The following is a 21,228-nucleotide window of genomic DNA, read 5'->3' on the forward strand; positions in this document are numbered from 1 at the left end:
GCCACGGGGACCGGGATCCGGGTCTTCACCCGAGTCTCGATATCGCGAAGAGCGAATGGACCGGAACGCCGTCGATCTCCCGGACACCCTGCTTGTTGAAGAGCGACCAGACCGCCATTGGCGTGGCCCCGTGCCGCCGGAGGAATTGTACTACCTCGGTAAGCGTCGTCCCGGTCGTCACGACGTCATCGATAATGATGCAGCGCTGCCCGGATATCGTAGAGAAGGTGCCCGAGAGGGATCCGGTAGGGGTTTCGCTCCTGCTATGTTTCGCCGGGAGGTATACCGCGAGTTTCAACCCCTCCTCCGCGGCGATCAGGGTGGCGAGGGGGATCCCCGACAGCGCGATGCCGACGACTGTATCAGGGATCTCTCCGGGGGGATACGCACTCTCCGCCTCCGGCAGGTAGAGGAAGCGCTTGAGCATCATCATCGCCATGTCGCTGAGGAGGGTTCCGTGGCTCCCTATCGCCGTCCAGTCTATGTGAACGTCTTTTGGGGCTTCCATGCCCTTTTGCTGGGTGAGCAGCCAGGTGACCGTCTCCATCGAGAGGCCCAGCTCGTCGGAGACCTGGCCGGGAGTGTGCCCTTCTGCCTGGAGTGCCTTTGCCTTCGTGATCAACTCTTCAAGGGCGGACATGGAGTAGAGATCGCCAGGGAATCTATTTAAGTTTTCTTTTGATTGCTGCGCCGCAGATCGGACATTCTCCCGGCTCTCGCCAGTACCGGCCGCACCCGCTGCACCGGTAGCGCCACCGGATCGCCCGGGCCGGCCGTTGCCGGATGCTCCGTGTCTCGACACCGAGACGGTGGGCGACGTTCTGGACCGCGAAGTCGTCGGTGACGAGGACGGCCGAGAGTTCCAGCGCGAGTGCGAGGATATCCCGGTCGGTCGCCGAGAGCACCCCGGCGTCCCCGGTCCGGAGTGCGGCCGCATCGACCGGCATGAGGTCTTCCTCACGGGGCTCCCGGACCCGGAGTCCCGCAGCCGCGAGCGCCTCAAACCGGCACTTCGCATGGAAGTCGCCGAGTTCCTCCACTACTGTGGGGGTGGTCCATGCCTCCTCTTCTATGGGCACCTCCGCAAAAAAGACCGAGGCGTCGAGGACCAGCGTCATGCTGAGAACCTCACGGTATCGTTCTCCCGGCATGCGACCGGGTAGCCGAACCCGGAGAGGAGCCAGCAGGCAGTCTTCGCGTGCATCGAGAGGGTGTGGGTGCTGTACTCCCCCCCGCAGAGGGCGAGGTAGACCAGAAGCTGGTCGGCGAGGTGGACGTCGACCGTGCCAGGGCTGCGGCACTCCCCGATCAGGGCCCGGGCGGCCGCCCGGCCCACCTCTTCAGCGGGAAGCCCCCTCTTCCCGAGAGCGACGGCGCCCTTCGCCCCGCTCCATACCGTGACCGAACTCCCGGTGCTCGCCCCGTCCTCCCGGGGGTCGAGGGTGGCGATACAGGAGAGGCCGAGATCGCTTGCGAGGAGGTCCCGGGCGGCGGCTGCCTGGCGCTCCACGACGTGCCCGGGAAGGCCCGCCGAGCAGGAAACGATCCCGCATCGGCGCTCCTCCTCTTCCGGGATCACGATCGGGCTGGGCCGGGCCGGCTCCACCCGGACGTGCACCCGCCCGCCTCCCCGCGGATAGTACCCGCGTTCGAGTACCGTAATCTCGATCGAGGCCCCGGCGCGGCGGAGCACCGGTGCGAGAACGCGGTCCAGGTAATCGATCGTCGGGCTCCATGCCACCTCGGTCCCGCCCGTGACGGTGATGCTCCCGCCGGCATGAAGGGCGACCGGAAGCCATGCCTGGAGGATGAGAGGAATGCTCCCGGCGGTTCCGGAGTCGATGTCCTGTTCGGCCCACCGAAGTTGTCCCGGAGTGAAGGTTATCTGACTGCTCCCGGGCGAAAGATCCGTGTATTCGGCATCGCAGGCCCCGGCGACCGCCCGAACCGCAGCGATGTGCTGAGGCGCGAGCCCGGGGTTTTTCCGATTCTGCCGGATCCGGGTGACGGTCACCGGAGTTCGAGAGATCGCCGATAGGGCGACCGCCAGGCGGAGGACCTGTCCCCCTCCCTCCAGGTGGGTTCCATCAACGGTGAGCATCTTCCCTGATCGCGGTAGCGATTGCGCTCGCGGCCGATATGAAGCTTGAGGCGTTCTCGTAAGTGTCGCTGGAGACGACCGAGGAGACCCCCGCTGCCCGCAGGCGCGTGTAGGCGCCGCTCGTGAGCACCCCGTGAACACAGGCTGCGTGGATGGAAGCAGCTCCCTGCTCCCGGAGCATGCAGGCGGCGGTCGCGAGGGTCCCGCCGGTGGATATGATATCGTCTACGATCACGACGTCCCGGCCGGCCGCATCGATGGTCTTCGGGGCGATCCGGACCTCCTCACCTGAGAGACGGGTCTTTTCGAGGTGATCGCAGTCCCATCCGCCGACGGCCGCAACGTCGGCAGCAAAGTCGATCGCTCCCTCATCCGGAGCGAGGACCAGGGGGTTCTGCAGGCGCAGGTCGCCGATGTACCCCCCGACGGCCGGGGCGATAGTGACGTCTGTTGCCGGGACGCTGAAGTGATCCAGCACGCCCGGGTCGTGGATGTTGACGATATAGACCCGCTCGACACCGGTCGAGAGGGCTCGTGCGACCGCCCGGGCGCTGATCGGCTCGCCCGGGAAAAAACGCCTGTCCTGCCGCGAGTAGCCGAGATACGGGACTACCAGCGTGGTTCTTGACCTGTCAGCGGCATCGATTGCAAGAAGGGTCTGCACGAGCATATCGTTATCCACGACACTGCTGACGATCAGGGTCTTATCGTCAAGTTCTCTACAGCGAAGATATAGTTCTCCGTCAGGAAAACGGGTGAATTTTGTCTCGACCAGTGGAGCCCCCAGCTTTCCGGCAATGCGGGCCGCGAGAACCTGGGACCGTTCCGTACTGATTATTCTCATAGAACACCTTTGCTAGAAAGTATTTGAACGAGGATGAATAAATTATATAAGTACTAGTGGAGCAAAGAGGTAAACTCGACGATGGATTCGACGACATCAACAGAAATTCCCAACATCGAGCTCACGAATGATGAACTGGAGGATATGGACGTCCTTTCAGGTCTCGAGCTGAGCGCATCTTCAGATATCGACGTACCCCCGAACCTTATCGACCAGGTCATCGGCCAGGAACACGCCGTCGAGGTGATCCGGAAGGCCGCGGTCCAGCGCAGGCATGTGATGATGATCGGCACCCCCGGAACCGGCAAATCGATGCTGGCGAAGGCGATGGCCGAGCTCCTGCCCAAAGAGGAACTGCAGGACATCCTGGTCTATCCGAACCCTGAGGATAACAATAACCCTATCATCAGGACCGTGCCGGCGAGCCGCGGCAAACAGATCGTCAACGCGCACAAGGTGGAGGCGAGGAAGAAGATTCAGATGCGGAGCACCCTCATTATGCTCCTCATCATCGGCATCATCGGCTACGCGATCATCACCTATCAGTGGCTCATGGGTATCATCGCCGCCGCGTTCATCTTCATGGCGCTGAAGTATTCGACGCCTCGCGAGGAGACGATGGTCCCGAAGCTCCTGATCTCCCACGACCCGAACACCCCTGCACCCTTCGTCGATGGCACCGGCTCGCACGCGGGCGCCCTGCTCGGCGACGTTCGGCACGACCCCTTCCAGAGCGGCGGCCTCGAGACCCCGTCTCACGACCGTGTCGAGGGCGGGGCCATCCACCGGGCGCATGGGGGGGTGCTCTTCATAGACGAGATCAACACCCTCACCCCACACTCCCAGCAGAACCTGCTGACCGCGCTCCAGGAAGGCACCTTCCCGATCACCGGCCAGAGCGAGCGCTCGAGCGGCGCGATGGTCCGGACCGAACCGGTCCCCTGCCGGTTCGTGATGATCGCAGCAGGCAACATCGATGCCATCCAGGGGATGCACCCGGCGCTCCGGTCGCGTATCCGGGGATACGGCTACGAGGTTTACATGCGGGAGACAATGGAGGACACCCCGGAGAACCGGAAGAAGTTCCTCCGGTTCATCGCGCAGGAGGTCAAGAACGACGGGAAGATCCCCCACTTCGACCGCGGCGCCATGCTCGAGGTTCTTCGCGAAGCCCGGCGCCGTTCGAACCGGAAGGGCCACCTGACCCTGAAACTCCGTGACATGGGCGGGCTCATCCGGGTGGCGGGCGACCTCGCCCGGCAGGAAGGTGCGGAGTTCACCTCCGTGAAACATGTCCTCGCCGCAAAGTCGGCATCCCGCTCGATTGAGGACCAGATCTCCGACGAGTATATCCGGCGGAGCCGCGACTACGACATCACCGTCGTTGAGGGCACCAGGATCGGGCGGGTGAACGGGCTTGCCGTGATGGGGAGCGACTCCGGCTCGGTGCTCCCGGTGATGGCCGAGGTGACCCCGAGCCAGGGAGCGACCGGCACGGTCATCGCGACCGGAATGCTCAAGGAGATCGCCAAGGAGTCGATCACGAACGTCAGCGCCCTGATCAAGAAGTTCACTGGTAAGGATGTCAGGAACATGGACATCCACGTTCAGTTCATCGGCACCTACGGCGGCGTCGAGGGGGACTCCGCGTCCGTGACCGTGGCAACAGCGGTGATCAGCGCCATCGAGAATATCCCGGTGCGCCAGGACGTCGCGATGACCGGTTCGCTCTCGGTCCGGGGCGACGTCCTTCCCATCGGCGGGGTCACCTACAAGATCGAGGCGGCCGCAAAAGCCGGGATCAAGAAGGTGATCATCCCGCGGTCGAACTTAGACGACGTCCTCATCGAGGACCATTACCGCACGATGGTCGAGGTGGTGCCGGTCGACCACATCGAGGAGGTCCTCCAGAACGCACTCGTGCCCGAGAACCGCGAAGGGTTCCTCTCGAAGCTCCGGAAGATGGCAGTCACCCCGACCACCATCTTCGACCCGAACGCCGGGCGCTCCGTGGTCTGATAGCCTATGGCTGATGTAAGATACTACGACATCAGGTGCGTACGGGGCGAGACCACCCTTGTCGATATCGACAACGGGGTGATCGAGTCCGCAGGCACCTCATTTTTTGACAAAGCCGTGATCCGGGTGCTCGGGCCGAAAGGCTGGGGTATCCTCACCCGCGACCACGTCGATATCGATTCGAAGCGTGAGGTAAATACCCTCGTCGAAGCGGCGGCACGCCTCGCTGCGGTCACACAGGACCACCTCGACCTTGCCGATGCGCCGCGGGGCGTGCTCCCCGTCCCGCCCCTCGGGGAAGACCCCCGGGACGTCGACCTCGAGGAGAAGACCCGGCTGCTTGCCGGGATCGAAGCTGCGGCACGGGTTGCCGGGGTGGGAAACACCCGCGCCCGCTACACCGAGGGGATCGATGCGGTCCGGTTCCTGGATTCGAGTGAAAACGAGTACTCTTACGAGGCCGTCCGGTCCGGGTTCTCGGTCGTCGCCATCGCGTCCAGAAACGGCGTGATGCAGATGGGGAGCGAACGCGACCACATCACCACCGGGTTCAACCTCCGGGGCAAACAGGACCTCGGCCGGAAGGCAGGCGAGGTCGCGGTCTCCCTGCTCGACGCGAAGCTCCCGAAAGGCGGGACGAAACGGGCCGTGCTCGACCCGGAGCTCGCCGGCGTCTTCACCCACGAGGCGGTCGGCCACGCGAGCGAGGGTGACCTCGTCCGCGAGGGTGCATCGGTACTCGGGGGCAGGATCGGCGAGCGGATCGGGTGCGAGGGGCTGGTCATCGTGGACGACCCGACGCTTCATGAGTTCGGGTTCATCCCCGTGGACGCCGAGGGTGTCGCGGTGCAGCGAACCGAGATCATCCGCGACGGCATCCTCACCTCCTACCTCCACAACCGGGAGACCCTCGCAGCGGTCGGGAACGGCATCGGGGGCCACGCCCGCGCCGAGCACGGGGCGCCGCCGATCGTCCGGATGAGCAACACCTTCATCGAGAATGGCAATGCGATGTACGATGAGATTCTCTCCGAGTGCAAGGACGGCATCCTGCTGATCGGATCAAGGGGCGGCCAGGTCGACCCCGGCCGCGGCGTCTTCCAGTTCAACGCGGAGTACGGCTACCTGATTGAGGGCGGCGAGACGACCGATATGGTCAGGGACGTCTCGCTCTCGGGTGAGATCCTTTCGACGCTCCACAACATCGCTCTCGTCGGGAACGACCGGAAGATGAGCCCGGGCTACTGCGGCAAAGGTGGACAGAGCGTGCCGGTCAGCGACGGCGCGCCCCATCTCCTGCTCGAGAACGCAACCATCGGGGGGCGGGGCGAATGAACGGCGAAGACCTGATCGAGAGGATTCTCCGGGAGGGCGAGCGCCGGGCCGACGAGGTCGAGGTCTTCTACGCCCGGGGAGAGAGCGTCAGCACCGAGATCAAGAAGGGCATCATCGGCACCGCCGAGGAGTCGGAGGCCTGGAGCATGGCTATCCGGACCGTCAAAGACGGTCGGATAGGGTTCTCGAGCACCGGCGATCCCGACCGGTGGAAGGAGTGCCTGGATGCGGCGCTCGCGAGCGGTGGACTTGCCACCCCACAGCAGTGGGGAGGATTCCCGAAACCGGCAAATCTAACAAGCACCGCATCCTCATCGGACGGCGACCTGGTCGTCGCGGTGGAGGATGCGGCGGGGATGGTCGCGGACCTCCTTTCCGGTGCCGCGGAGCACCCGGTGGAGGTCGTCGGCGGGGGCGCGAACCTCGCCCGGTCGTACCTCATGGTCGCAAACACGAGCGGTGTCCTCTACGGCATGAACCGGACGGTGGCGGCGGTATCCCTCGAAGCAATCCGGGAGCAGTCCACGGGCTATGAATTCGATGCCTCCCCGTTCCGTGCCGATATTGACGCCCGGTCGGTCGGGGAACAGGCGGCCTCGCTTGCCGCACGCTCTCTATCGGGGCGGGATATCGCGACCGGGCGTTACGACGTCGTCCTCTCCCCGGTTGCGGCCGCAAGCATTCTTGGCCATGTTCTCCTCCCGGCCCTCTCCGGGCGGAACGTGAAAGCCGGCCGATCGTTCCTCGCGGACAAACTCGGCGAGCAAGTCTTTGACGGATCGCTCTCCGTTTACGACGACCCGTTTGCTCCCGGCCTCGGGAGCACCACCTGGGACGCGGAGGGGATCCCGACCCGGCGCCAGGTCTTCGTGGAGCAGGGGGTGCTTGGCCGGTTCGCCTACGACCTCAAGACCGGCTACCGCTACGGCGAGGGAAGCACGGGGAGCGCCGTCCGCTCCGGGGGCGAGCCGCCCGGGATCGGCGTACACAACCTCTTCGTCGACGGCCCGCGGGCGAAAGAGCCCGGCGACGAGCGGGCGGTCTGGATCCACGACGTCGTGGGCGCCCATACCGCGAACCCGTTCTCCGGCGACTTCTCGGTGGAGATCTCCAATCCCTTCTGGATGGAGGGTGGGGATCTCGTCGAGCCCATCCGTACGGCGATGCTCTCCGGGAACGTCTTTGAGATGCTTCGGGAGATCGGGGGGCTCGGAAAAGATACAAGACGCGTCGGACGGCTGACGATTCCATCAATACGGTTAAATAACCAGCAGATCATTGGTAAATAGATGATGGAAGAGATCCTTGCCATCCTTCTCGCGGTCGCGATAGCCGCGGCGCTCTACTACCTCATGAAGAAGGCCATGACGCTCGTCATCAACGCCATCGCCGGCCTCATCACGCTCTGGCTCCTGAATTACTTCGACGTTCTCAGCTGGTTCGGTGCTCCCGACATCCAGATCAACCTGGTGACGATCCTCATCTGCGCCCTCGGAGGACTTCCGGGTGCCCTGGTTCTGGTCCTGCTTCACCTTGTGGGGATTGCGATCTGAGAGGGTTTTCGACCACTTCTTGCTTTTTGATACCCTCCGTCAACTCACGCGAAGCCGCGAAATCGCGAAGTCCACACAGGTGTCGATCGTCCATTTCGCGTCCTTTGCGCCTTCGCGTGAGACCATCTCAAAGACAGGGCTGGTAGAAGCCCCGTAAGGATAGCGATACACCTCACGCGAAGAGCGGCGGATGGTAAATCCGGGGCGAAACCCTTATCCCCTGCTGTGAGTTCTCTGGAACCATGCCTCTGCCCCGGGCGGGTGCGCTTCTTGCAGCCGTCATCCTGGCCCTGTATGCGGGTGTTGCTGCAGTGGTGCTGACCGCGCCTTATGGAGATCCGTTCAATGTCGTAGCGCGCCTTCTCGCTCTGTGGGGTTTCCTGGCTCTCGCCATTGCAGCTATTATGACACCGTTCCTCCGGGAGATCATGAAGGTCTTCGGCAGGCCGTTTCTCGCGGTGCACCATACCTTCGCCGCCATCGGGCTTCTCCTCCCTACGCTGCACCCGGTGACCCTTGCCATAGGCGCGATGAATCCTGCCATATTCATCCCCATCTTCTCTCCCTGGGGGAGGTTCTGGGCACTCGCAGGCCGGCCCGCGCTCTACCTCCTCTACATCGCGTTCGCCGGCGTGCTGTTCCGGAAGTATATCCCGAAGTACTGGCGGTGGGCTCACGGCCTGATGTATGTCGTCCTCCTCTTTGCCGTCGTGCACGGAAACCTGATCGGAACCGATTTCCAGGAGCCGATCATATGGGTGCTTTTCAATGCGCTCTTCGCCCTTGTCGTTGCGGCATTCGTCCTCAAGCGGTGGCAGAGGATGCGGAAGAAGGGGGCACCCGGTCGGAGCGACATTTCGAGGGCGTAAAGCCTGTCCGGAAGGGCAGGCGTCGCTGACCAAAAAATTGCTGCGTAACTTTTTCGAGATCTGGTTCTGCGAAGCGTCGCATTTAGAACAAACTTGCCTCCGAGTAAACCATTATCTGGTCCTGGAGTATCTCAAACGGTTTGATCTCCCGTGAATGGGCCGAACGACGCATCTTCACGACCTCAAGGGCCAGGTGTACTTCGGTGAGTCCTGGAGAGCGGATATAGCGAAGGAGGATCACCGTATCCGCCAGATACTCAACGAGGCCGTACTTGCTCCCGTCCGGATTTGCCACGTCGGTCTCGCTCGTCAGCGCCAGGGTGCAGTCCTCATCCCGCATCACTTCAATGAGCCTGAACATCTCCCGCCGCCGGTCGGACGCGTCCTCGAAGAGTCCCTCGAAGAGGGATATCGGGTCGATGATCACCCTGGAGGCTCCGGTGCTCTTGATGAGGGCGGGGAGCTCGCTCTTGATGCTGCTGATTGCGAGATTAAAGTCGGTTGGGTCCAGCTTGAGCAGGTAGAACCGGTCGCTGAACGCCTCCGTATCCCAGCCTTTCTGTGCCATGGTGGCACGGAGGAGTTCCTCGCGTTCTTCGAGACTGATATAGATCACTTTCTCCCCCTGGCGGAGTCCCTCGTATGCGAACTGGAGGCCAAACGTCGTTTTCCCGGTGCCATAGGTGCCGACGAGCGCGCAGATGCTCCTCTCAAGAAGTCCCCCTAAGAGCATCGCATCCAGCCCTTCGACTCCGAACTTCACCCGACGCATCGTCATACTACCACCCGTATGTTGCGCACTTCAAACCCGCCTGATGCTGAAATCGAGAGCGCGAACTTCACCAGATCCTTATCCTCGAGGCGAGGCATCACGCCCCGGAACTTCTCAAAGTGCATAACCCGTTGCCGGCGCTGTGCACCCCCCTCCTCCCAGCGGAAGAAGATCGTGGCGTCGACGCAGTCGACGATCTCAAGTTCCCATGACTGATCCAGGATCCCGGAGGTGAGCAGAAGATAGATCGTGGTGTTCCGGCGTTTTGCTGTTCGCTGCAGCCCGCGCAGGAAGGCGATAAATGCATGCCGCTGATCCCCTTCCATCAGTGACGGTGCAATATCGGTCAGCGAATCCAGGACGATCAGGCTGTTCTTCGCGCATCCACCAACCACCCGGGCGAGTTCCGCAAGGATGTCATCGTTCTCCTTGCGTTGCTTCTTCTGCAGACGTTCGACGACGCTTCCTTCCCCGTACCAGTCCGGAGGGACGATGCTGGCATCGAAGTAGAGTTCCGAGAGGTCGTAAAAGACTATCTCCTCCCCAAGTCGATCGTAGAGGTCCGGATTGAATGAAAGCGCTATCTCTTTCAGGATATCCTCCCGCATACGGGTGAACGTTACGTACGAGATGCTCTCCGGGAGCAGAAGGTGCTCCCCGCCCGCCCCGCTCCGCTTCATCAGGGAGAGCTGTATGAGCGAGGTCTGCACAAATTCGACGTTGCCGGCGCCATGCTCTCCGAGGAGCAGCACCGCTGACCCCGGTGGGATACCCCCTTCCAGTACGGGATCGAGGGAGTTGATGCCCGTCGGCATCCGTAACTCGAGGCGATCGTGCATAGATACACATCGTATATAGGGAGAACGATTAAAATATTCTGGTTCTGTGCGGCATTCATGGATTTCGGAGGTCCAATTGGCATCCCTCGTTAAAAAAGCAGATTTTATAAGCAAGTCCTCCACATCTCCTATTGACTCAAGCAACTCCCGGGAATTGCGCTTCGTCTTCGAATCCCGGGTTAAAAACGTTGGTCACGGTGAATATGAGAGATATCGTCAGGGATCCCGTGATGCAGGTGGTGTGCACGACGGGCACGTTTCCTGTGCGGGTGCTGCAATGACACCGGGCAGCGATCTGCCGGCAGATCGTAACCCTCCCGCCGCGAAGCGATCAGGCCTGCCCGGTTTTCTAGGCCGTCTTCTCCTCTCCTGGAAGGACGGCGCAGCTGCAGGTGAGTACGACCCCGCAATGCATGGCCCCCTGGTGGAAGCGAAGGTCCCTCCGGGCTACGAGGAACTTGATCGCTACTGGATCGCCGAAGGCCTCTCGCTCGCTATAATCACCCGAAATGTGCAGACGAACCAGCCAGAGTACCTTCTCTTCGAGCCTGTGCTCTCGGATTTCGAGTACGAACTCCTGGAACGGCTCTTTGAAGACCTCCGCGACACCCTGATCCTTGAAGATCACGACCTGACATCCGATCGCCGGAAGGTTCTCGCCAGGAAGATGCAGGAGTTGCTCGTGGAGTACGGCCTCACACTCACCGATGCCTCGATCTTTCGGCTCCGTTATTTCCTCGGGCGCAACTTCCTCGGTTGGTCGCGCATCGATGCGCTGATAAACGATCCCCTGATCGAAGATATCTCCTGTGATGGGACAAACGTCCCCCTTTTCCTGTATCACCGGGAGCACCAGAACATCAAGACAAACATCCTCTTTGACGAGGAGGCTTTAAACTCATTTGCGATCACGCTCGCCCAGCGTTCGGGCAAGCATGTCTCTATAGGAAGTCCACTCGTGGACGCGACCCTTCCTGATGGCTCGAGGCTGCAACTGACGTTCGGCAACGAAGTCACTACCCGGGGCACCTCGTTCACGATCAGGAAGTTCCGGGAGGAGCCGTTCACGCCCGTCGAACTGATGGAGACGAACACCTTCGACGTCGACCAGCTCGTCTACTTCTGGATAGCGATCGAGAACAACAAAAGCCTGCTCTTTATCGGCGGCACCGCGTCGGGGAAGACTACATCCCTCAACGCTGTCGCCCTTTTCATCCCGCCGCTCTCAAAGATCGTCTCCATCGAGGACACCCGTGAGATCACGCTCTACCATGAGAACTGGGTTGCGACCGTCACGCGCGAGACGGTATCCGAAGGGCCCGGCACCAATTCCATCGGGATGTTTGATCTCCTCAAGGCTGCCATGCGACAGCGTCCTGAGTACATCCTGGTCGGCGAGGTTCGGGGAAGCGAGGCCCAAACCCTCTTCCAGGCGATGAGCACCGGGCATACGACGTTCTCCACCATGCATGCCGGCGGGGTCGACGCGGCGATCCACCGTCTGGAGAATGAACCGCTCAACGTGCCAAGAAGCATGCTCCAGGCACTGGACATCATATCTGTCCAGTCGCTCACTCACCGGGGGCGCGACCATGTCAGGCGGTGCCGGGAGATCGTCGAGCTTGCCGGGATCGACTCGCTTACCGGCAACATCCAGGTGAACACGGTCTATGAGTACAACCCCGTGCCCGACACCTTCACCTTCTCGGGGCGTTCCCGGATCTTCACTGAGATCATGGCGTATCGCGGGTGGAGCCGGGTCCAGTTGGAGGAAGAGTTGCGGATCCGGCAAAGCGTCCTTCTCGCGATGCGTGAGCAGGGTATCAGGGACTACAGGGCGGTCGCCCGCATCATTCAGGCCTTCACTACCGAGCGGGATCGGGTGCTTGCCTCCCTCGACGACCTCGGCAGGTTGATCCGGTGATGCTGCCCGGCCGTGCACACGCTTACCGCCTCGTCCGTCGGCTGGTGCAGCGCGACCCCATACGCTACCGGCATCTCCGTGAAGATCTCGTTGCGGCGAACCTGGGAGTCACCCTTGACGGCTACCTCCTGCGGGTGTTCACCGTCTCCGGGCTCTTCGGCACCTTCTGGGCGGTTGCGGCGTTCCTCGCAATGCGGCTTTTTGTTCTCCCACAGGTGGGCACCAGGGTTTACAATGTCTTCTCCCTCCACCTGCCGGCGTCCATGCTGACGGATCCGACACTCGTTATTCTGCAGGTTGTTGCAAGCATATTCATCTTCGTCCTTGCTGCCTACATGATCCATGCCTTCTTCCTGTGGTACCCGTCTCTGGTGAAGAAGAACCGGGCGATCCGGATTAACCTCCTGATCCACCACGCCGTCGCCTACATGTATGCCATGCGCCAGGGTGGCGCGGAAATTATGGCGGTCTTCCGCTCAATAAGCGCAAACCCAGCAGTCTACGGGGAAGCAGCCCTGGAGTTCCGGCGTGCCGTCCGGGACGCCGACTACTTCGGCTACGATGTGCTCACGGCGCTTCGGCACCTGCAGGAGACAACTCCGTCAGATAAACTGCGTGAGTTCGTACAGGATCTTGTCTCCGTGGTCGAGAGCGGGGGTGACCTGCTCGCCTTTCTCGATACCCGGGTACGCACCTACCAGGAGGATGCCCGGTTTGAGCAGATGACCTTCCTCTCCACACTCCAGCTGGTGGCCGAAGCCTATGTGACGCTCTTCGTCGCCGGACCGCTCTTCCTCATCATTGTCATGATCGTTATGGGTTTCGTGAGCAGCACGCCCGTTATGCAACTCTCGGTCGTCATCTACCTCCTGGTCCCGGTTGGCTCGCTCTTCTTTATCCTCTTCGTCGACGCAATCTCGATCAAGACCGAGGGGATAGAGCGATGCATCGAGGAACGCTGGCTTCACGAGTTTGGCGACGTCCGGGTTGAGGAACGGCCCGGCGACGAACCGCTCATCCGGCAGCTTGCGCACTACGACCGGATCCGCAACCTTCGAACCTTTCTGCGCCACCCACTTCAAGCATTTCTTATCGAACCGAACCGGACGTTCTATGTGACGGTGCCGGTTGCGCTTGCTTATGTCATCCTCGCCGTCCTCAGTACCCCGGCCTACTCCGATATCGAGGTGATGATCGACGTCATCGATGACCACCTCATCATAGCGTTGCTGTTCGTCCTTGCCCCTTTCGGCATATCCCACCTGTTCTGGCAGAAGAGGGCAATGGCGATCGAGGCTTCTATCCCTGAGTTCCTGAACCGTCTTTCCGGGATAAATCAGGTGGGTCTGACGCTCGCGCAGGCGATAACGATTCTCGTGAAGGCTGATCTCGGGGTGTTATCCTACGAGATCAAAAAGATCAAGCGCGACATCGAGTGGGGTGCGACTGTCCGGGATGCGCTTGTACGGTTCGAGGAACGGGTACAGACCCCCACCATTGCCCGGGCCGTCACCCTGATCACGACAGCGGGCCAGATGACCGGAAGCATCGGCGATGTTCTGGACATCGCGGCCCGCGACGTCGCGATGTCGGAGACCCTCAAACGCGAGAGGCGGGGCGAGATGTTCATCTACGTCATCATCGTCTACCTGGTGTGCACCGTCTTTATATTTGTCGTGGCGGTTATCGACGCCCAGTTCCTCTCCGTGCTGGCCACGGTCGACGTTACGACGACAGGGTACATGCCTGGCTCGATGTCGTTTGGGGACACTGCCATCGTGACGTTCAAGCGTCTCCTCTTCCACGCTTGCCTCATCCAGGCACTCTTCTCCGGCCTGATCGCCGGGGAGATGGGAGAGGGCTCGATCCGGGCGGGGGTCAAACACGCGGCTGTGATGGTCTTTATTGCGTTTGTGATCTTCACCATCCTTCTGTAGCCCTGCCTTTTGGATGGCCACGATAGGGTTTTATCCTCTGCCCGCTATCTCTTTCCTGGTGATGCCAGATGTGCACAGTCGGTGGACCAGTCGATATCGAGTTCAATGAGCGTGTGAAGGGCACAAACTACCGCTGCAAAGAATGCGGCGAGAAGTTCAAGGGTATCGGCAAGCGGCCCATGTGCCCGAGCTGCCAGTCGGAAGATGTCGAAGAAGTCTGAAGGCGGCGCTTCGGGGTTTTCCTCTGCCGGGTCGGGTGTTGCGACCATACCCCTCGGCGATGAACCCCTCCTTATCCAGGGAGAACGTTCTTTTCTACTTGTTGCAAAAGCCAGCTGCCGGTTTACACTTTGCATCGAGACCCCTGACGACGAGTACTGCCAGGGGGTCGACCCTGACGATCTGGTTGCCGTCTCCATGCCGGAAGGCGGCCCCATCGAGCAGGCACGCATGATGCTTGAGCTGGTCCGGCGCTACCACATCCCGCTCGTAGTCCTTCCTAAAGATCACCCCGGCTCGAAACGGTTATCGATGGTCGTCTCGGTCGCCCCGGAGATCCTCTTCGCCTGCGATATCCGCCGGGGAACCCACCCCGAGCAGCACCTGCTCTGTTCATCGGCGGAGTTTTCGGGGCTCTCGCTTGCCGGGGTTCCCGGGGGCATTACGATGAAAAATCTTCCTCTCGGTGTGAAAATAATACATCTGGATGTGGAAAAAACCTCAGCGGACAAACAACAATAAATATATGCTCAATTTCATCAAATATTCATACGCCGTGAGAAGGAGGGTTTGATGAAGACCGATGTCCTGAAAAGCATCAGGGAAACTGAAGAAGAGTATCAGGCAATGATCCGTGATGCGCAGGCGGAGAGGAAGAAGAGCCTCTCGGATGCCGAGCTAGAGGCTGAGAACCTGGTCCTCAAGGCACAGAAGGATGCCGCGGAGCACAGGAATCAGCGCTTAGCAGAGGCACGGGCCCAGGCGCAGAGCAGGTACGAAGAGATTGTCAGGGAGGGTGAAGCGCGCGCAGAGGCGCTGAAAGCAACGGGGAACAAGAACCTTGCAGAAGCTGTAGACTTTATTGTTACACGATTTAAGGAGCAGCTGCATGTTAAGGCCTGAACGGATGCGCCGGCTGCTCATCGCGGCCCCGCAGGGTGAGATCGATACCATCATCGGAGAACTCTACCGCCACAACGTCTATCACATTGAAGACTTCGTGCCGGAGAGCGAGTCCGCTGAAGCGCTGTCGATCGGCCACCCGCTTCCCGGGGCGAGCGATGTGGCCTCGGCGCTCAACGATGTCAGAGCCATTGAAAGCGCGTGCGGGATAAACCCGGATAGCGTCGAAGTCAAAGAGAAACTTCCTGCTTCGAAGGTCAGTGAGATGATCCGTACGGATCTTCCTGCTATCCTCGAGGAGGTGAAAGGCCTCGTCGCAACGCGCTCCAGACTGGAGGCGCGGCAGAAGGAGCGTGAGCAGCGCGCGAAAGAACTCGAACCGTTCGCGGCAGTCCCCCTGGATCTGGATCTTTACCACGGGTACACGCGGTTCACCGTTTTTACCGGTCATATCGCGCGCGACGTTTCCGTCGACGTCCCCCATGAGAAATATTTTTCCGACAGGGTGGACGGCAACATGATCGTCGTCGTGGTGCAGAACGAGTACCGCGAGCAGGTCGAGCGGACTCTTCTCGATGCCGGGTTCCAGGCTATCCCCGTCCCGGAAGGGACCGGGTCTCCGGTCGACAATCAGAAGGTCCATCTTGCCGAAGTCCAGAGCGCCAGCACCGAGATAGCTGAGGTCAACAGGGAGATTGCGCGTATCCGGGAGAGGCACACCGATTTCCTGGTAGCATGTGATGAACTACTCACGGCTGACGTAGAGCGGGCGCAAGCCCCATTACGATTTGCTACCACAGAGGAGACCTTCATTACCGAAGGCTGGGTGCCTGACGACCGGGCGGACAGGATCCGCCAGGCGCTGGAGAAAGCGACCAACGGCAGGATCTATATCGAAGAACTGGAGATCGATGACGCTGCCAGGGTTCCGGTGGAGTACGAGAACCCGACGGTCGCATCCCCGACACAGGTGCTCATGGACCTTTACGCACGGCCCCGATATTCCGAACTCGACCCGACACTGATGGTAGCCTTTGTGTTTCCCATCTTCTTCGGGTTGATCCTCGGTGACGTGGGTTACGGAGCAATCCTGCTCGCCCTGAGCCTCGGGCTGCGGAAGTTCCTGAAAGGCGACGAAGGAAGGATGCTCCTCAAGGTGCTCAGTTACGCAAGCATCTCAAGCATTGTCTTTGGCATACTCTACAGCGAGTTCTTTGGGTTCGCGCTCCCGTGGGATGCAATGATCTATTCCCGCCACCTCAACATCGGAACGGAAGTGCACGGTCACGGCCCCCAGGTCGTCGAGCTCATGCTCCTTGTGATCTGGATTGGTATCCTGCACATCACGCTCGGGCGTATCCTCGGCATGATCAATGCCCGGAAGCTCTACCACGGGAAGCACGCGACAAAGGCGTTAATCGCCAATGCCGGCTGGCTCGGGACGATGTGGGGTATCCTTATCTTGATCTGGTCATTATTCCCCATGCCGATGATGCCCGACCTGACAGGCTTCCCTGTCGCCATCGCAGTCGGCGTCGTCGTCCTGGTGGCAGGTGTCATCGGTATTGCGCAGGAGAACCCGCTTGAACTGGTCGAACTTCCGACGATCATCAGTCACGTATTGTCCTACGCCCGTCTGATGGCGGTGGGCTTATCATCGGTCGCCATAGCGATGGTGATTAACTTCATCGCGATCGGCTTGCTGATACAGCCCCAGCTTGAAGCGATCACCCCGGTCGGTGTGATCCTCATCATCTTTGGTGTTCTCGTCCTCTTTATGGGGCACGCGCTGAACACGGCACTCGGCCTCCTTGGAGGCGGTCTGCACTCACTTCGTCTTCACTATGTTGAGTTCTTCACCAAGTTCTACAAAGGTGGAGGCATAAAGTACAACCCATTCGGAATGAAATCAAAGTTTACGGAGGAATAAGAAAATGGTAGATTTTGGCACAGCAGAACTGACTCTTGAAATGATCCAGGCATCGCAGTTGGGAATGAAGGCAATCGGCGCAGGCCTCGCAGTCGGTCTGACCGGCATTGCATCCGGTATTGCAGAGATGGCAATCGGTTCTGCAGCCGTCGGAGCGACGGCAGAGAACCGTGACGTATTCGGTCTGGTGCTGCTCCTTACGGTAATTCCCGAAACCATTGTCATCTTCGGTCTTGTGGTTGCACTGCTGCTTCTGTTCTGATGGAGTGAACCATGGGACTCGAAGCAGTCGTCAACGAGATCCGGGAGAAAGGGCGAAAGGAGGTCGAGGCGGTCCGGGCAGAGACCCGTGCCGAAGTCGAAGAGATCCTGAAGGACGCACAGGCCCGCGCCGCCGAGATCAAACTCTCGGCTGAAGAGGAGGCGGACCGGGCGGCCACCCACATCACCAATCAGGAAGCCTCGGCGGCGAACCTCGTCGTCAAGCGACAGGTCTTAAACGCCCAGAAGACGCTCCTCGATCAGGTCTATTCGGCCTCGCTCGCTGCTGTCGGTGATCTGCCTGCAGAGTTCCACGAGAAGGCGCTCACAGACCTGTTGAAGAGAGCGGCAAAGGAGATCAAGAAGGGTGTCGTGCACGCAAACGAACGGGATATCCCTGTTGTCGAGAAGATTCTCGGTGAGACAAAATCCCTCTCCGGCTACACGGTCGGCGATCCAGCTGAGATCTCCGGCGGTGTCATCATCGAGAGCAACGACGGCGAGCTGCAGATCGATTACAGCTACGGCACGTTCCTGGACGAAGTCTGGGAATCCGCCCTGAAGGATGCGTCAGATATCCTGTTTGCGTGAGGAGGTTCATATATGGCAGGGGTAGGTAGCGGATTGGCAACCAACTACATCTACGCCTGTACCCGCATGCGGGTGCGTAGATCACTGCTGATACCGCGAGAAGATTATCTCCGGATGCTGAATATGAGCCTGCCTGAGATCACCCGGTTCATCGGCGAGACCAACTACCGGTCCGAGATCGATGAACTCGGCACCTCCTTCTCCGGGATCAACCTCGTCGAGGTGGCCCTGAGCTGGAACCTCGCCAAGGAGTATCAGAGCATCCTGGAACTTGTGCCCGGGGAACTGAAGTATTTCACCATCAGTTACCTGCGCCGATGGGATATCCAGAACGTCGTCACCATCCTGCGCGGCAAGATGCAGGGGCTGCAGCCGGGTAAGATCAAGGAAGTCCTGATACCGGCCGGCAGGCTGGACAAGGTCGCTCTCGACCGTCTTCTCGCTGAAGAGTCGCCGGAACGGGTCGTCGAGGCACTCAGGGGCGAGCGGTTCTACCCGACCCTCGAGAAGGAGCTCCCCCATGCGATGGAGACCGGATCGTTCGCCCACCTGGAGAACGAACTCTACAAGGGCTACTACGCACGGCTCATCGCCGACGCGAAGGAGGGCGTCAAGGGCGGGAATATATTCCTGAAGTACATCGAGCTCGAGATTGACACCCGGAACATCCAGAACCTCTTCCGCCTCCGGGCCGGGCACGTCCTTGAGGACGTGCGGGAACTGATGATCCCCGGCGGCTCGTTCTCGGTGGAGGAACTGCAGCGACTCTCAGCACTTGAGGACCGGGATGAATTCATCGACGGCTTAAAGAAGCGAGTGAGGACGGTCCCGCTCTTAAACACGCTCGAGGCGATCCGGGGCAAGAGCGCCATCCACGAGATTGAGGTTGCGTTGACCCGGGTTCAGCTGGATCAGATGGAGCGGATGTCGAAGCGGTACCCGTTCTCGGTTCTGCCCGTCATCGTCTATCTGGAGGAGAAGAAGTATGAGGTCGCGAACCTTCGCGCCCTCGCCCGGGGCAAGGAAGCCGGCCTCCCCGGTGAGCGATTACAGGGCTACCTGGTGATGTAGAATGGAGATCGCAATTGTCGGTACCGGTGAGTTCATCCTCGGCTTTCGGCTCGCGGGCGTCAGAAAAACCTACGTGGCCGAGACCGACGAGCGGCTGGTCGAGCAGATCAACCAGGTGCTGGATGACAAAGACGTCGGCATTCTCGTCCTGAAAGGGAGTGACATGGAGCGGATCCCCCTGCGGCTTCGCACCACCCTCGAGAACTCCGTTAAGCCGACGGTGATCGCCATCGGCGGAGAAGAGGGCGGCCTGACGATGAGAGAGAGAATCAAGAGATCGGTGGGTGTTGATCTGTGGAAGTAATGGAAAAAGGAAAAGAAAACAGGGCTCAGGGAGTCCTGAAGCGGATTTCAGGGCCGGTCGTCACTGCTGTCGGTCTCGACGCACACATGTACGACGTGGTGAAGGTCGGCAATGAAGAACTGATGGGGGAGGTCATCAAGATCCAGGGTGAGAACATCATCATCCAGGTCTACGAAGATACCGCCGGCATCAGGCCCGGTGAGCCGGTGGAGAATACCGGTCTGTCGCTCGCAGTGGAGCTCGGGCCCGGTCTGCTGACCAGTATCTACGACGGGATCCAGCGGCCGCTCGAGGTGCTCGTGGACAAGATGGGCAACTTCATCGAGCGCGGCGTCTCGGCTCCCGGCCTCTCCCACGAGAAGAAGTGGGAGTTCGTTCCCACGGTGAAAGCCGGCGACGAAGTCAAAGCCGGCGATGTCCTCGGCACGGTCCAGGAGACGAACATCGTCCATAAGGTCATGGTTCCGCCCAAAGCGAAGGGCGGCAAGATCAAGAAGATCTCGGGCGGCAGCTTCACGGTCGACGAGACCGTCTGCGTCCTTGAGGACGGCACCGAGATCGCGATGCTCCAGCGCTGGCCGGTTCGTGTGCCCCGCCCGGTGACGCAGAAACTGAACCCGGACATCCCGCTGATCACCGGTCAGCGTATCCTGGACGGTCTCTTCCCCATCGCGAAGGGTGGAACGGCGGCCATCCCCGGCCCGTTCGGGAGCGGCAAGACGGTCACCCAGCAGCAGCTTGCGAAGTGGTCGGACGCCGAGATCGTCGTTTACATCGGCTGCGGCGAGCGCGGCAACGAGATGACTGAGGTTCTGACCGAGTTCCCGGAACTGGAGGACCCCAAGACCGGCAAGCCGCTGATGGAGCGGACGGTGCTGATCGCGAACACCTCGAACATGCCTGTCGCGGCTCGTGAAGCGTCCGTGTATACGGGTGTCACGATCGCCGAGTACTTCAGAGACATGGGCTACGACGTCTCGCTGATGGCTGACTCCACCTCCCGGTGGGCGGAGGCTATGCGTGAGATCTCGAGCCGTCTCGAGGAGATGCCCGGTGAGGAAGGCTACCCCGCGTACCTTGCGGCACGCCTCTCGGAGTTCTACGAGCGTGCGGGCCGTGTCATCACCCTGAACGGGGAGGGCGGTTCCGTATCGGTCATCGGTGCGGTCTCGCCGCCCGGCGGTGACTTCTCCGAGCCGGTCACCCAGAACACCCTGCGTATCGTCAAGGTCTTCTGGGCACTGGACGCGAAGCTCTCCCAGCGCCGGCATTTCCCGGCCATCAACTGGCTGAACTCCTACTCGCTCTATCTGGACTCGCTCAACGAGTGGTACGACAAAGAGGTCTCGCCCGAGTGGAACCCGCTCCGGGCGTGGGCGATGGGCGTCCTCCAGAAGGAGGCCGAACTCCAGGAGATCGTTCAGCTGGTCGGTTCCGACGCCCTGCCCGACGAGGAGCAGGTCACCATCGAGGTGGCGAGGATGATCCGCGAGATCTTCCTGCAGCAGAACGCCTACGATGCGGTGGATACGTTCTGCCCGATGTCCAAGCAGTACGACATGATGAAGGCGATCAAGCACTACGCCGACCTCGCGCGTACCGCCCAGACGGGCGGTGCGACCCCGCAGCAGGTCATCAGCATCAAGAGCAAGAACGAGCTTCCGCAGATCAAGTTCATCAAGGACTACGAGCCCGAACTTGCGAAGATCATGAAGGATATGGAAGCTGAATTTGACGCGATGAGGGCGGTGTGACC

Annotated in this window: 22 protein-coding genes; 16 read left to right on the plus strand and 6 right to left on the minus strand. The window is 60.7% G+C overall.

Annotated elements, in window-relative coordinates:
• Positions 1-25: 25 nt before the first annotated feature.
• Genes HL657_RS02285 through HL657_RS02300 form a run of 4 tightly spaced genes read right to left on the minus strand, consistent with a single transcriptional unit; the run spans position 26 to position 2,945 of the window.
• Positions 26-640, minus strand: coding sequence for an orotate phosphoribosyltransferase-like protein (locus tag HL657_RS02285; protein WP_317295218.1), 615 nt, complete (start codon positions 638-640; stop codon positions 26-28).
• Positions 641-662: 22 nt separating this feature from the next.
• Positions 663-1,118, minus strand: coding sequence for an NOB1 family endonuclease (locus HL657_RS02290; protein ID WP_317295219.1), 456 nt, complete (start codon positions 1,116-1,118; stop codon positions 663-665).
• A complete protein-coding gene (gene rtcA, locus HL657_RS02295) occupies positions 1,115-2,101 on the minus strand; it encodes an RNA 3'-terminal phosphate cyclase (protein ID WP_317295220.1) in 987 nt (328 codons plus the stop codon). The genes HL657_RS02290 and rtcA overlap by 4 nt, the downstream gene beginning before the upstream one ends.
• Entirely contained in the window at positions 2,088-2,945 is an 858-nt protein-coding gene (locus HL657_RS02300; protein WP_317295221.1) for a ribose-phosphate diphosphokinase, read from the minus strand. Before HL657_RS02300 ends, rtcA begins: the two co-directional genes overlap by 14 nt.
• 81 nt (positions 2,946-3,026) lie before the next feature.
• On the opposite strand from HL657_RS02300, the gene lonB reads away from it, so the two are divergent.
• From lonB to HL657_RS02325, 5 genes are all read left to right on the plus strand, one after another.
• Positions 3,027-4,964 (plus strand): ATP-dependent protease LonB, encoded by a 1,938-nt coding sequence (gene lonB / locus HL657_RS02305; protein ID WP_317295222.1) that lies wholly within the window; start codon positions 3,027-3,029, stop codon positions 4,962-4,964.
• A 6-nt stretch (positions 4,965-4,970) separates the two neighbouring features.
• Positions 4,971-6,299: a TldD/PmbA family protein gene (locus HL657_RS02310; RefSeq protein WP_317295223.1), complete on the plus strand. Its 1,329-nt coding sequence runs from the start codon at positions 4,971-4,973 to the stop codon at positions 6,297-6,299.
• Positions 6,296-7,588, plus strand: coding sequence for a TldD/PmbA family protein (locus tag HL657_RS02315; RefSeq protein WP_317295224.1), 1,293 nt, complete (start codon positions 6,296-6,298; stop codon positions 7,586-7,588). The genes HL657_RS02310 and HL657_RS02315 overlap by 4 nt, the downstream gene beginning before the upstream one ends.
• Entirely contained in the window at positions 7,589-7,852 is a 264-nt protein-coding gene (locus tag HL657_RS02320) for a pro-sigmaK processing inhibitor BofA family protein (RefSeq protein ID WP_317295225.1), read from the plus strand.
• Between the two features lie 242 nt (positions 7,853-8,094).
• Complete coding sequence (locus HL657_RS02325) at positions 8,095-8,721, plus strand: hypothetical protein (protein ID WP_317295226.1); 627 nt, start codon at positions 8,095-8,097, stop codon at positions 8,719-8,721.
• A gap of 82 nt (positions 8,722-8,803) precedes the next feature.
• On the opposite strand, the gene HL657_RS02330 is transcribed toward HL657_RS02325, so the two are convergent.
• Both HL657_RS02330 and HL657_RS02335 read right to left on the minus strand, forming a co-directional pair.
• Entirely contained in the window at positions 8,804-9,499 is a 696-nt protein-coding gene (locus HL657_RS02330) for a KaiC domain-containing protein (RefSeq protein ID WP_317295227.1), read from the minus strand.
• On the minus strand, positions 9,496-10,332 hold the full coding sequence (locus HL657_RS02335) for an RAD55 family ATPase (RefSeq protein ID WP_317295228.1): 837 nt from the start codon (positions 10,330-10,332) through the stop codon (positions 9,496-9,498). Before HL657_RS02335 ends, HL657_RS02330 begins: the two co-directional genes overlap by 4 nt.
• Before the next feature lie 277 nt (positions 10,333-10,609).
• Here HL657_RS02335 and HL657_RS02340 point away from each other — a divergent pair, with 277 nt between their 5' ends.
• The 11 genes from HL657_RS02340 to HL657_RS02390 all read left to right on the plus strand — a co-directional run bounded on the left by HL657_RS02340 (position 10,610) and on the right by HL657_RS02390 (position 21,226).
• A complete protein-coding gene (locus HL657_RS02340; protein WP_317295229.1) occupies positions 10,610-12,256 on the plus strand; it encodes a type II/IV secretion system ATPase subunit in 1,647 nt (548 codons plus the stop codon).
• Positions 12,256-14,193: a type II secretion system F family protein gene (locus HL657_RS02345; RefSeq protein WP_317295230.1), complete on the plus strand. Its 1,938-nt coding sequence runs from the start codon at positions 12,256-12,258 to the stop codon at positions 14,191-14,193. Before HL657_RS02340 ends, HL657_RS02345 begins: the two co-directional genes overlap by 1 nt.
• Before the next feature lie 68 nt (positions 14,194-14,261).
• Positions 14,262-14,414 (plus strand): hypothetical protein, encoded by a 153-nt coding sequence (locus HL657_RS02350; RefSeq protein ID WP_292367173.1) that lies wholly within the window; start codon positions 14,262-14,264, stop codon positions 14,412-14,414.
• Positions 14,398-14,934, plus strand: coding sequence for an alpha/beta hydrolase (locus HL657_RS02355; RefSeq protein WP_317295231.1), 537 nt, complete (start codon positions 14,398-14,400; stop codon positions 14,932-14,934). Before HL657_RS02350 ends, HL657_RS02355 begins: the two co-directional genes overlap by 17 nt.
• 51 nt (positions 14,935-14,985) lie before the next feature.
• A complete protein-coding gene (locus tag HL657_RS02360; protein WP_317295232.1) occupies positions 14,986-15,315 on the plus strand; it encodes a V-type ATPase subunit subunit G family protein in 330 nt (109 codons plus the stop codon).
• Positions 15,302-17,245: a V-type ATP synthase subunit I gene (locus tag HL657_RS02365; RefSeq protein WP_317295233.1), complete on the plus strand. Its 1,944-nt coding sequence runs from the start codon at positions 15,302-15,304 to the stop codon at positions 17,243-17,245. Before HL657_RS02360 ends, HL657_RS02365 begins: the two co-directional genes overlap by 14 nt.
• Before the next feature lie 4 nt (positions 17,246-17,249).
• Positions 17,250-17,507 (plus strand): ATPase, encoded by a 258-nt coding sequence (locus HL657_RS02370; protein WP_317295234.1) that lies wholly within the window; start codon positions 17,250-17,252, stop codon positions 17,505-17,507.
• Between the two features lie 11 nt (positions 17,508-17,518).
• A complete protein-coding gene (locus HL657_RS02375; RefSeq protein ID WP_317295235.1) occupies positions 17,519-18,097 on the plus strand; it encodes a V-type ATP synthase subunit E family protein in 579 nt (192 codons plus the stop codon).
• 12 nt (positions 18,098-18,109) lie between these two features.
• Positions 18,110-19,168, plus strand: coding sequence for a V-type ATP synthase subunit C (locus HL657_RS02380; RefSeq protein ID WP_317295236.1), 1,059 nt, complete (start codon positions 18,110-18,112; stop codon positions 19,166-19,168).
• Position 19,169: 1 nt separating this feature from the next.
• Positions 19,170-19,472: a V-type ATP synthase subunit F gene (locus HL657_RS02385; protein WP_317295237.1), complete on the plus strand. Its 303-nt coding sequence runs from the start codon at positions 19,170-19,172 to the stop codon at positions 19,470-19,472.
• Complete coding sequence (locus HL657_RS02390; RefSeq protein WP_317295238.1) at positions 19,472-21,226, plus strand: ATP synthase subunit A; 1,755 nt, start codon at positions 19,472-19,474, stop codon at positions 21,224-21,226. The genes HL657_RS02385 and HL657_RS02390 overlap by 1 nt, the downstream gene beginning before the upstream one ends.
• The last annotated feature ends 2 nt before the right edge of the window (positions 21,227-21,228 follow it).

This window comes from Methanoculleus nereidis (assembly GCF_032944295.1).
GTDB classification, from domain to species: domain Archaea; phylum Halobacteriota; class Methanomicrobia; order Methanomicrobiales; family Methanoculleaceae; genus Methanoculleus; species Methanoculleus nereidis.

Bases quoted from the DNA above. Each gene is read 5' to 3' on its own strand.
- HL657_RS02285 (WP_317295218.1), bottom strand. From the start codon at position 640: ATGTCCGCCCTTGAAGAGTTGATCACGAAGGCAAAGGCACTCCAGGCA.
- HL657_RS02290 (WP_317295219.1), bottom strand. From the start codon at position 1,118: ATGACGCTGGTCCTCGACGCCTCGGTCTTTTTTGCGGAGGTGCCCATA.
- rtcA (WP_317295220.1), bottom strand. From the start codon at position 2,101: ATGCTCACCGTTGATGGAACCCACCTGGAGGGAGGGGGACAGGTCCTC.
- HL657_RS02300 (WP_317295221.1), bottom strand. From the start codon at position 2,945: ATGAGAATAATCAGTACGGAACGGTCCCAGGTTCTCGCGGCCCGCATT.
- lonB (WP_317295222.1), top strand. From the start codon at position 3,027: ATGGATTCGACGACATCAACAGAAATTCCCAACATCGAGCTCACGAAT.
- HL657_RS02310 (WP_317295223.1), top strand. From the start codon at position 4,971: ATGGCTGATGTAAGATACTACGACATCAGGTGCGTACGGGGCGAGACC.
- HL657_RS02315 (WP_317295224.1), top strand. From the start codon at position 6,296: ATGAACGGCGAAGACCTGATCGAGAGGATTCTCCGGGAGGGCGAGCGC.
- HL657_RS02320 (WP_317295225.1), top strand. From the start codon at position 7,589: ATGATGGAAGAGATCCTTGCCATCCTTCTCGCGGTCGCGATAGCCGCG.
- HL657_RS02325 (WP_317295226.1), top strand. From the start codon at position 8,095: ATGCCTCTGCCCCGGGCGGGTGCGCTTCTTGCAGCCGTCATCCTGGCC.
- HL657_RS02330 (WP_317295227.1), bottom strand. From the start codon at position 9,499: ATGACGATGCGTCGGGTGAAGTTCGGAGTCGAAGGGCTGGATGCGATG.
- HL657_RS02335 (WP_317295228.1), bottom strand. From the start codon at position 10,332: ATGCACGATCGCCTCGAGTTACGGATGCCGACGGGCATCAACTCCCTC.
- HL657_RS02340 (WP_317295229.1), top strand. From the start codon at position 10,610: ATGACACCGGGCAGCGATCTGCCGGCAGATCGTAACCCTCCCGCCGCG.
- HL657_RS02345 (WP_317295230.1), top strand. From the start codon at position 12,256: ATGCTGCCCGGCCGTGCACACGCTTACCGCCTCGTCCGTCGGCTGGTG.
- HL657_RS02350 (WP_292367173.1), top strand. From the start codon at position 14,262: ATGTGCACAGTCGGTGGACCAGTCGATATCGAGTTCAATGAGCGTGTG.
- HL657_RS02355 (WP_317295231.1), top strand. From the start codon at position 14,398: ATGTCGAAGAAGTCTGAAGGCGGCGCTTCGGGGTTTTCCTCTGCCGGG.
- HL657_RS02360 (WP_317295232.1), top strand. From the start codon at position 14,986: ATGAAGACCGATGTCCTGAAAAGCATCAGGGAAACTGAAGAAGAGTAT.
- HL657_RS02365 (WP_317295233.1), top strand. From the start codon at position 15,302: ATGTTAAGGCCTGAACGGATGCGCCGGCTGCTCATCGCGGCCCCGCAG.
- HL657_RS02370 (WP_317295234.1), top strand. From the start codon at position 17,250: ATGGTAGATTTTGGCACAGCAGAACTGACTCTTGAAATGATCCAGGCA.
- HL657_RS02375 (WP_317295235.1), top strand. From the start codon at position 17,519: ATGGGACTCGAAGCAGTCGTCAACGAGATCCGGGAGAAAGGGCGAAAG.
- HL657_RS02380 (WP_317295236.1), top strand. From the start codon at position 18,110: ATGGCAGGGGTAGGTAGCGGATTGGCAACCAACTACATCTACGCCTGT.
- HL657_RS02385 (WP_317295237.1), top strand. From the start codon at position 19,170: ATGGAGATCGCAATTGTCGGTACCGGTGAGTTCATCCTCGGCTTTCGG.
- HL657_RS02390 (WP_317295238.1), top strand. From the start codon at position 19,472: ATGGAAAAAGGAAAAGAAAACAGGGCTCAGGGAGTCCTGAAGCGGATT.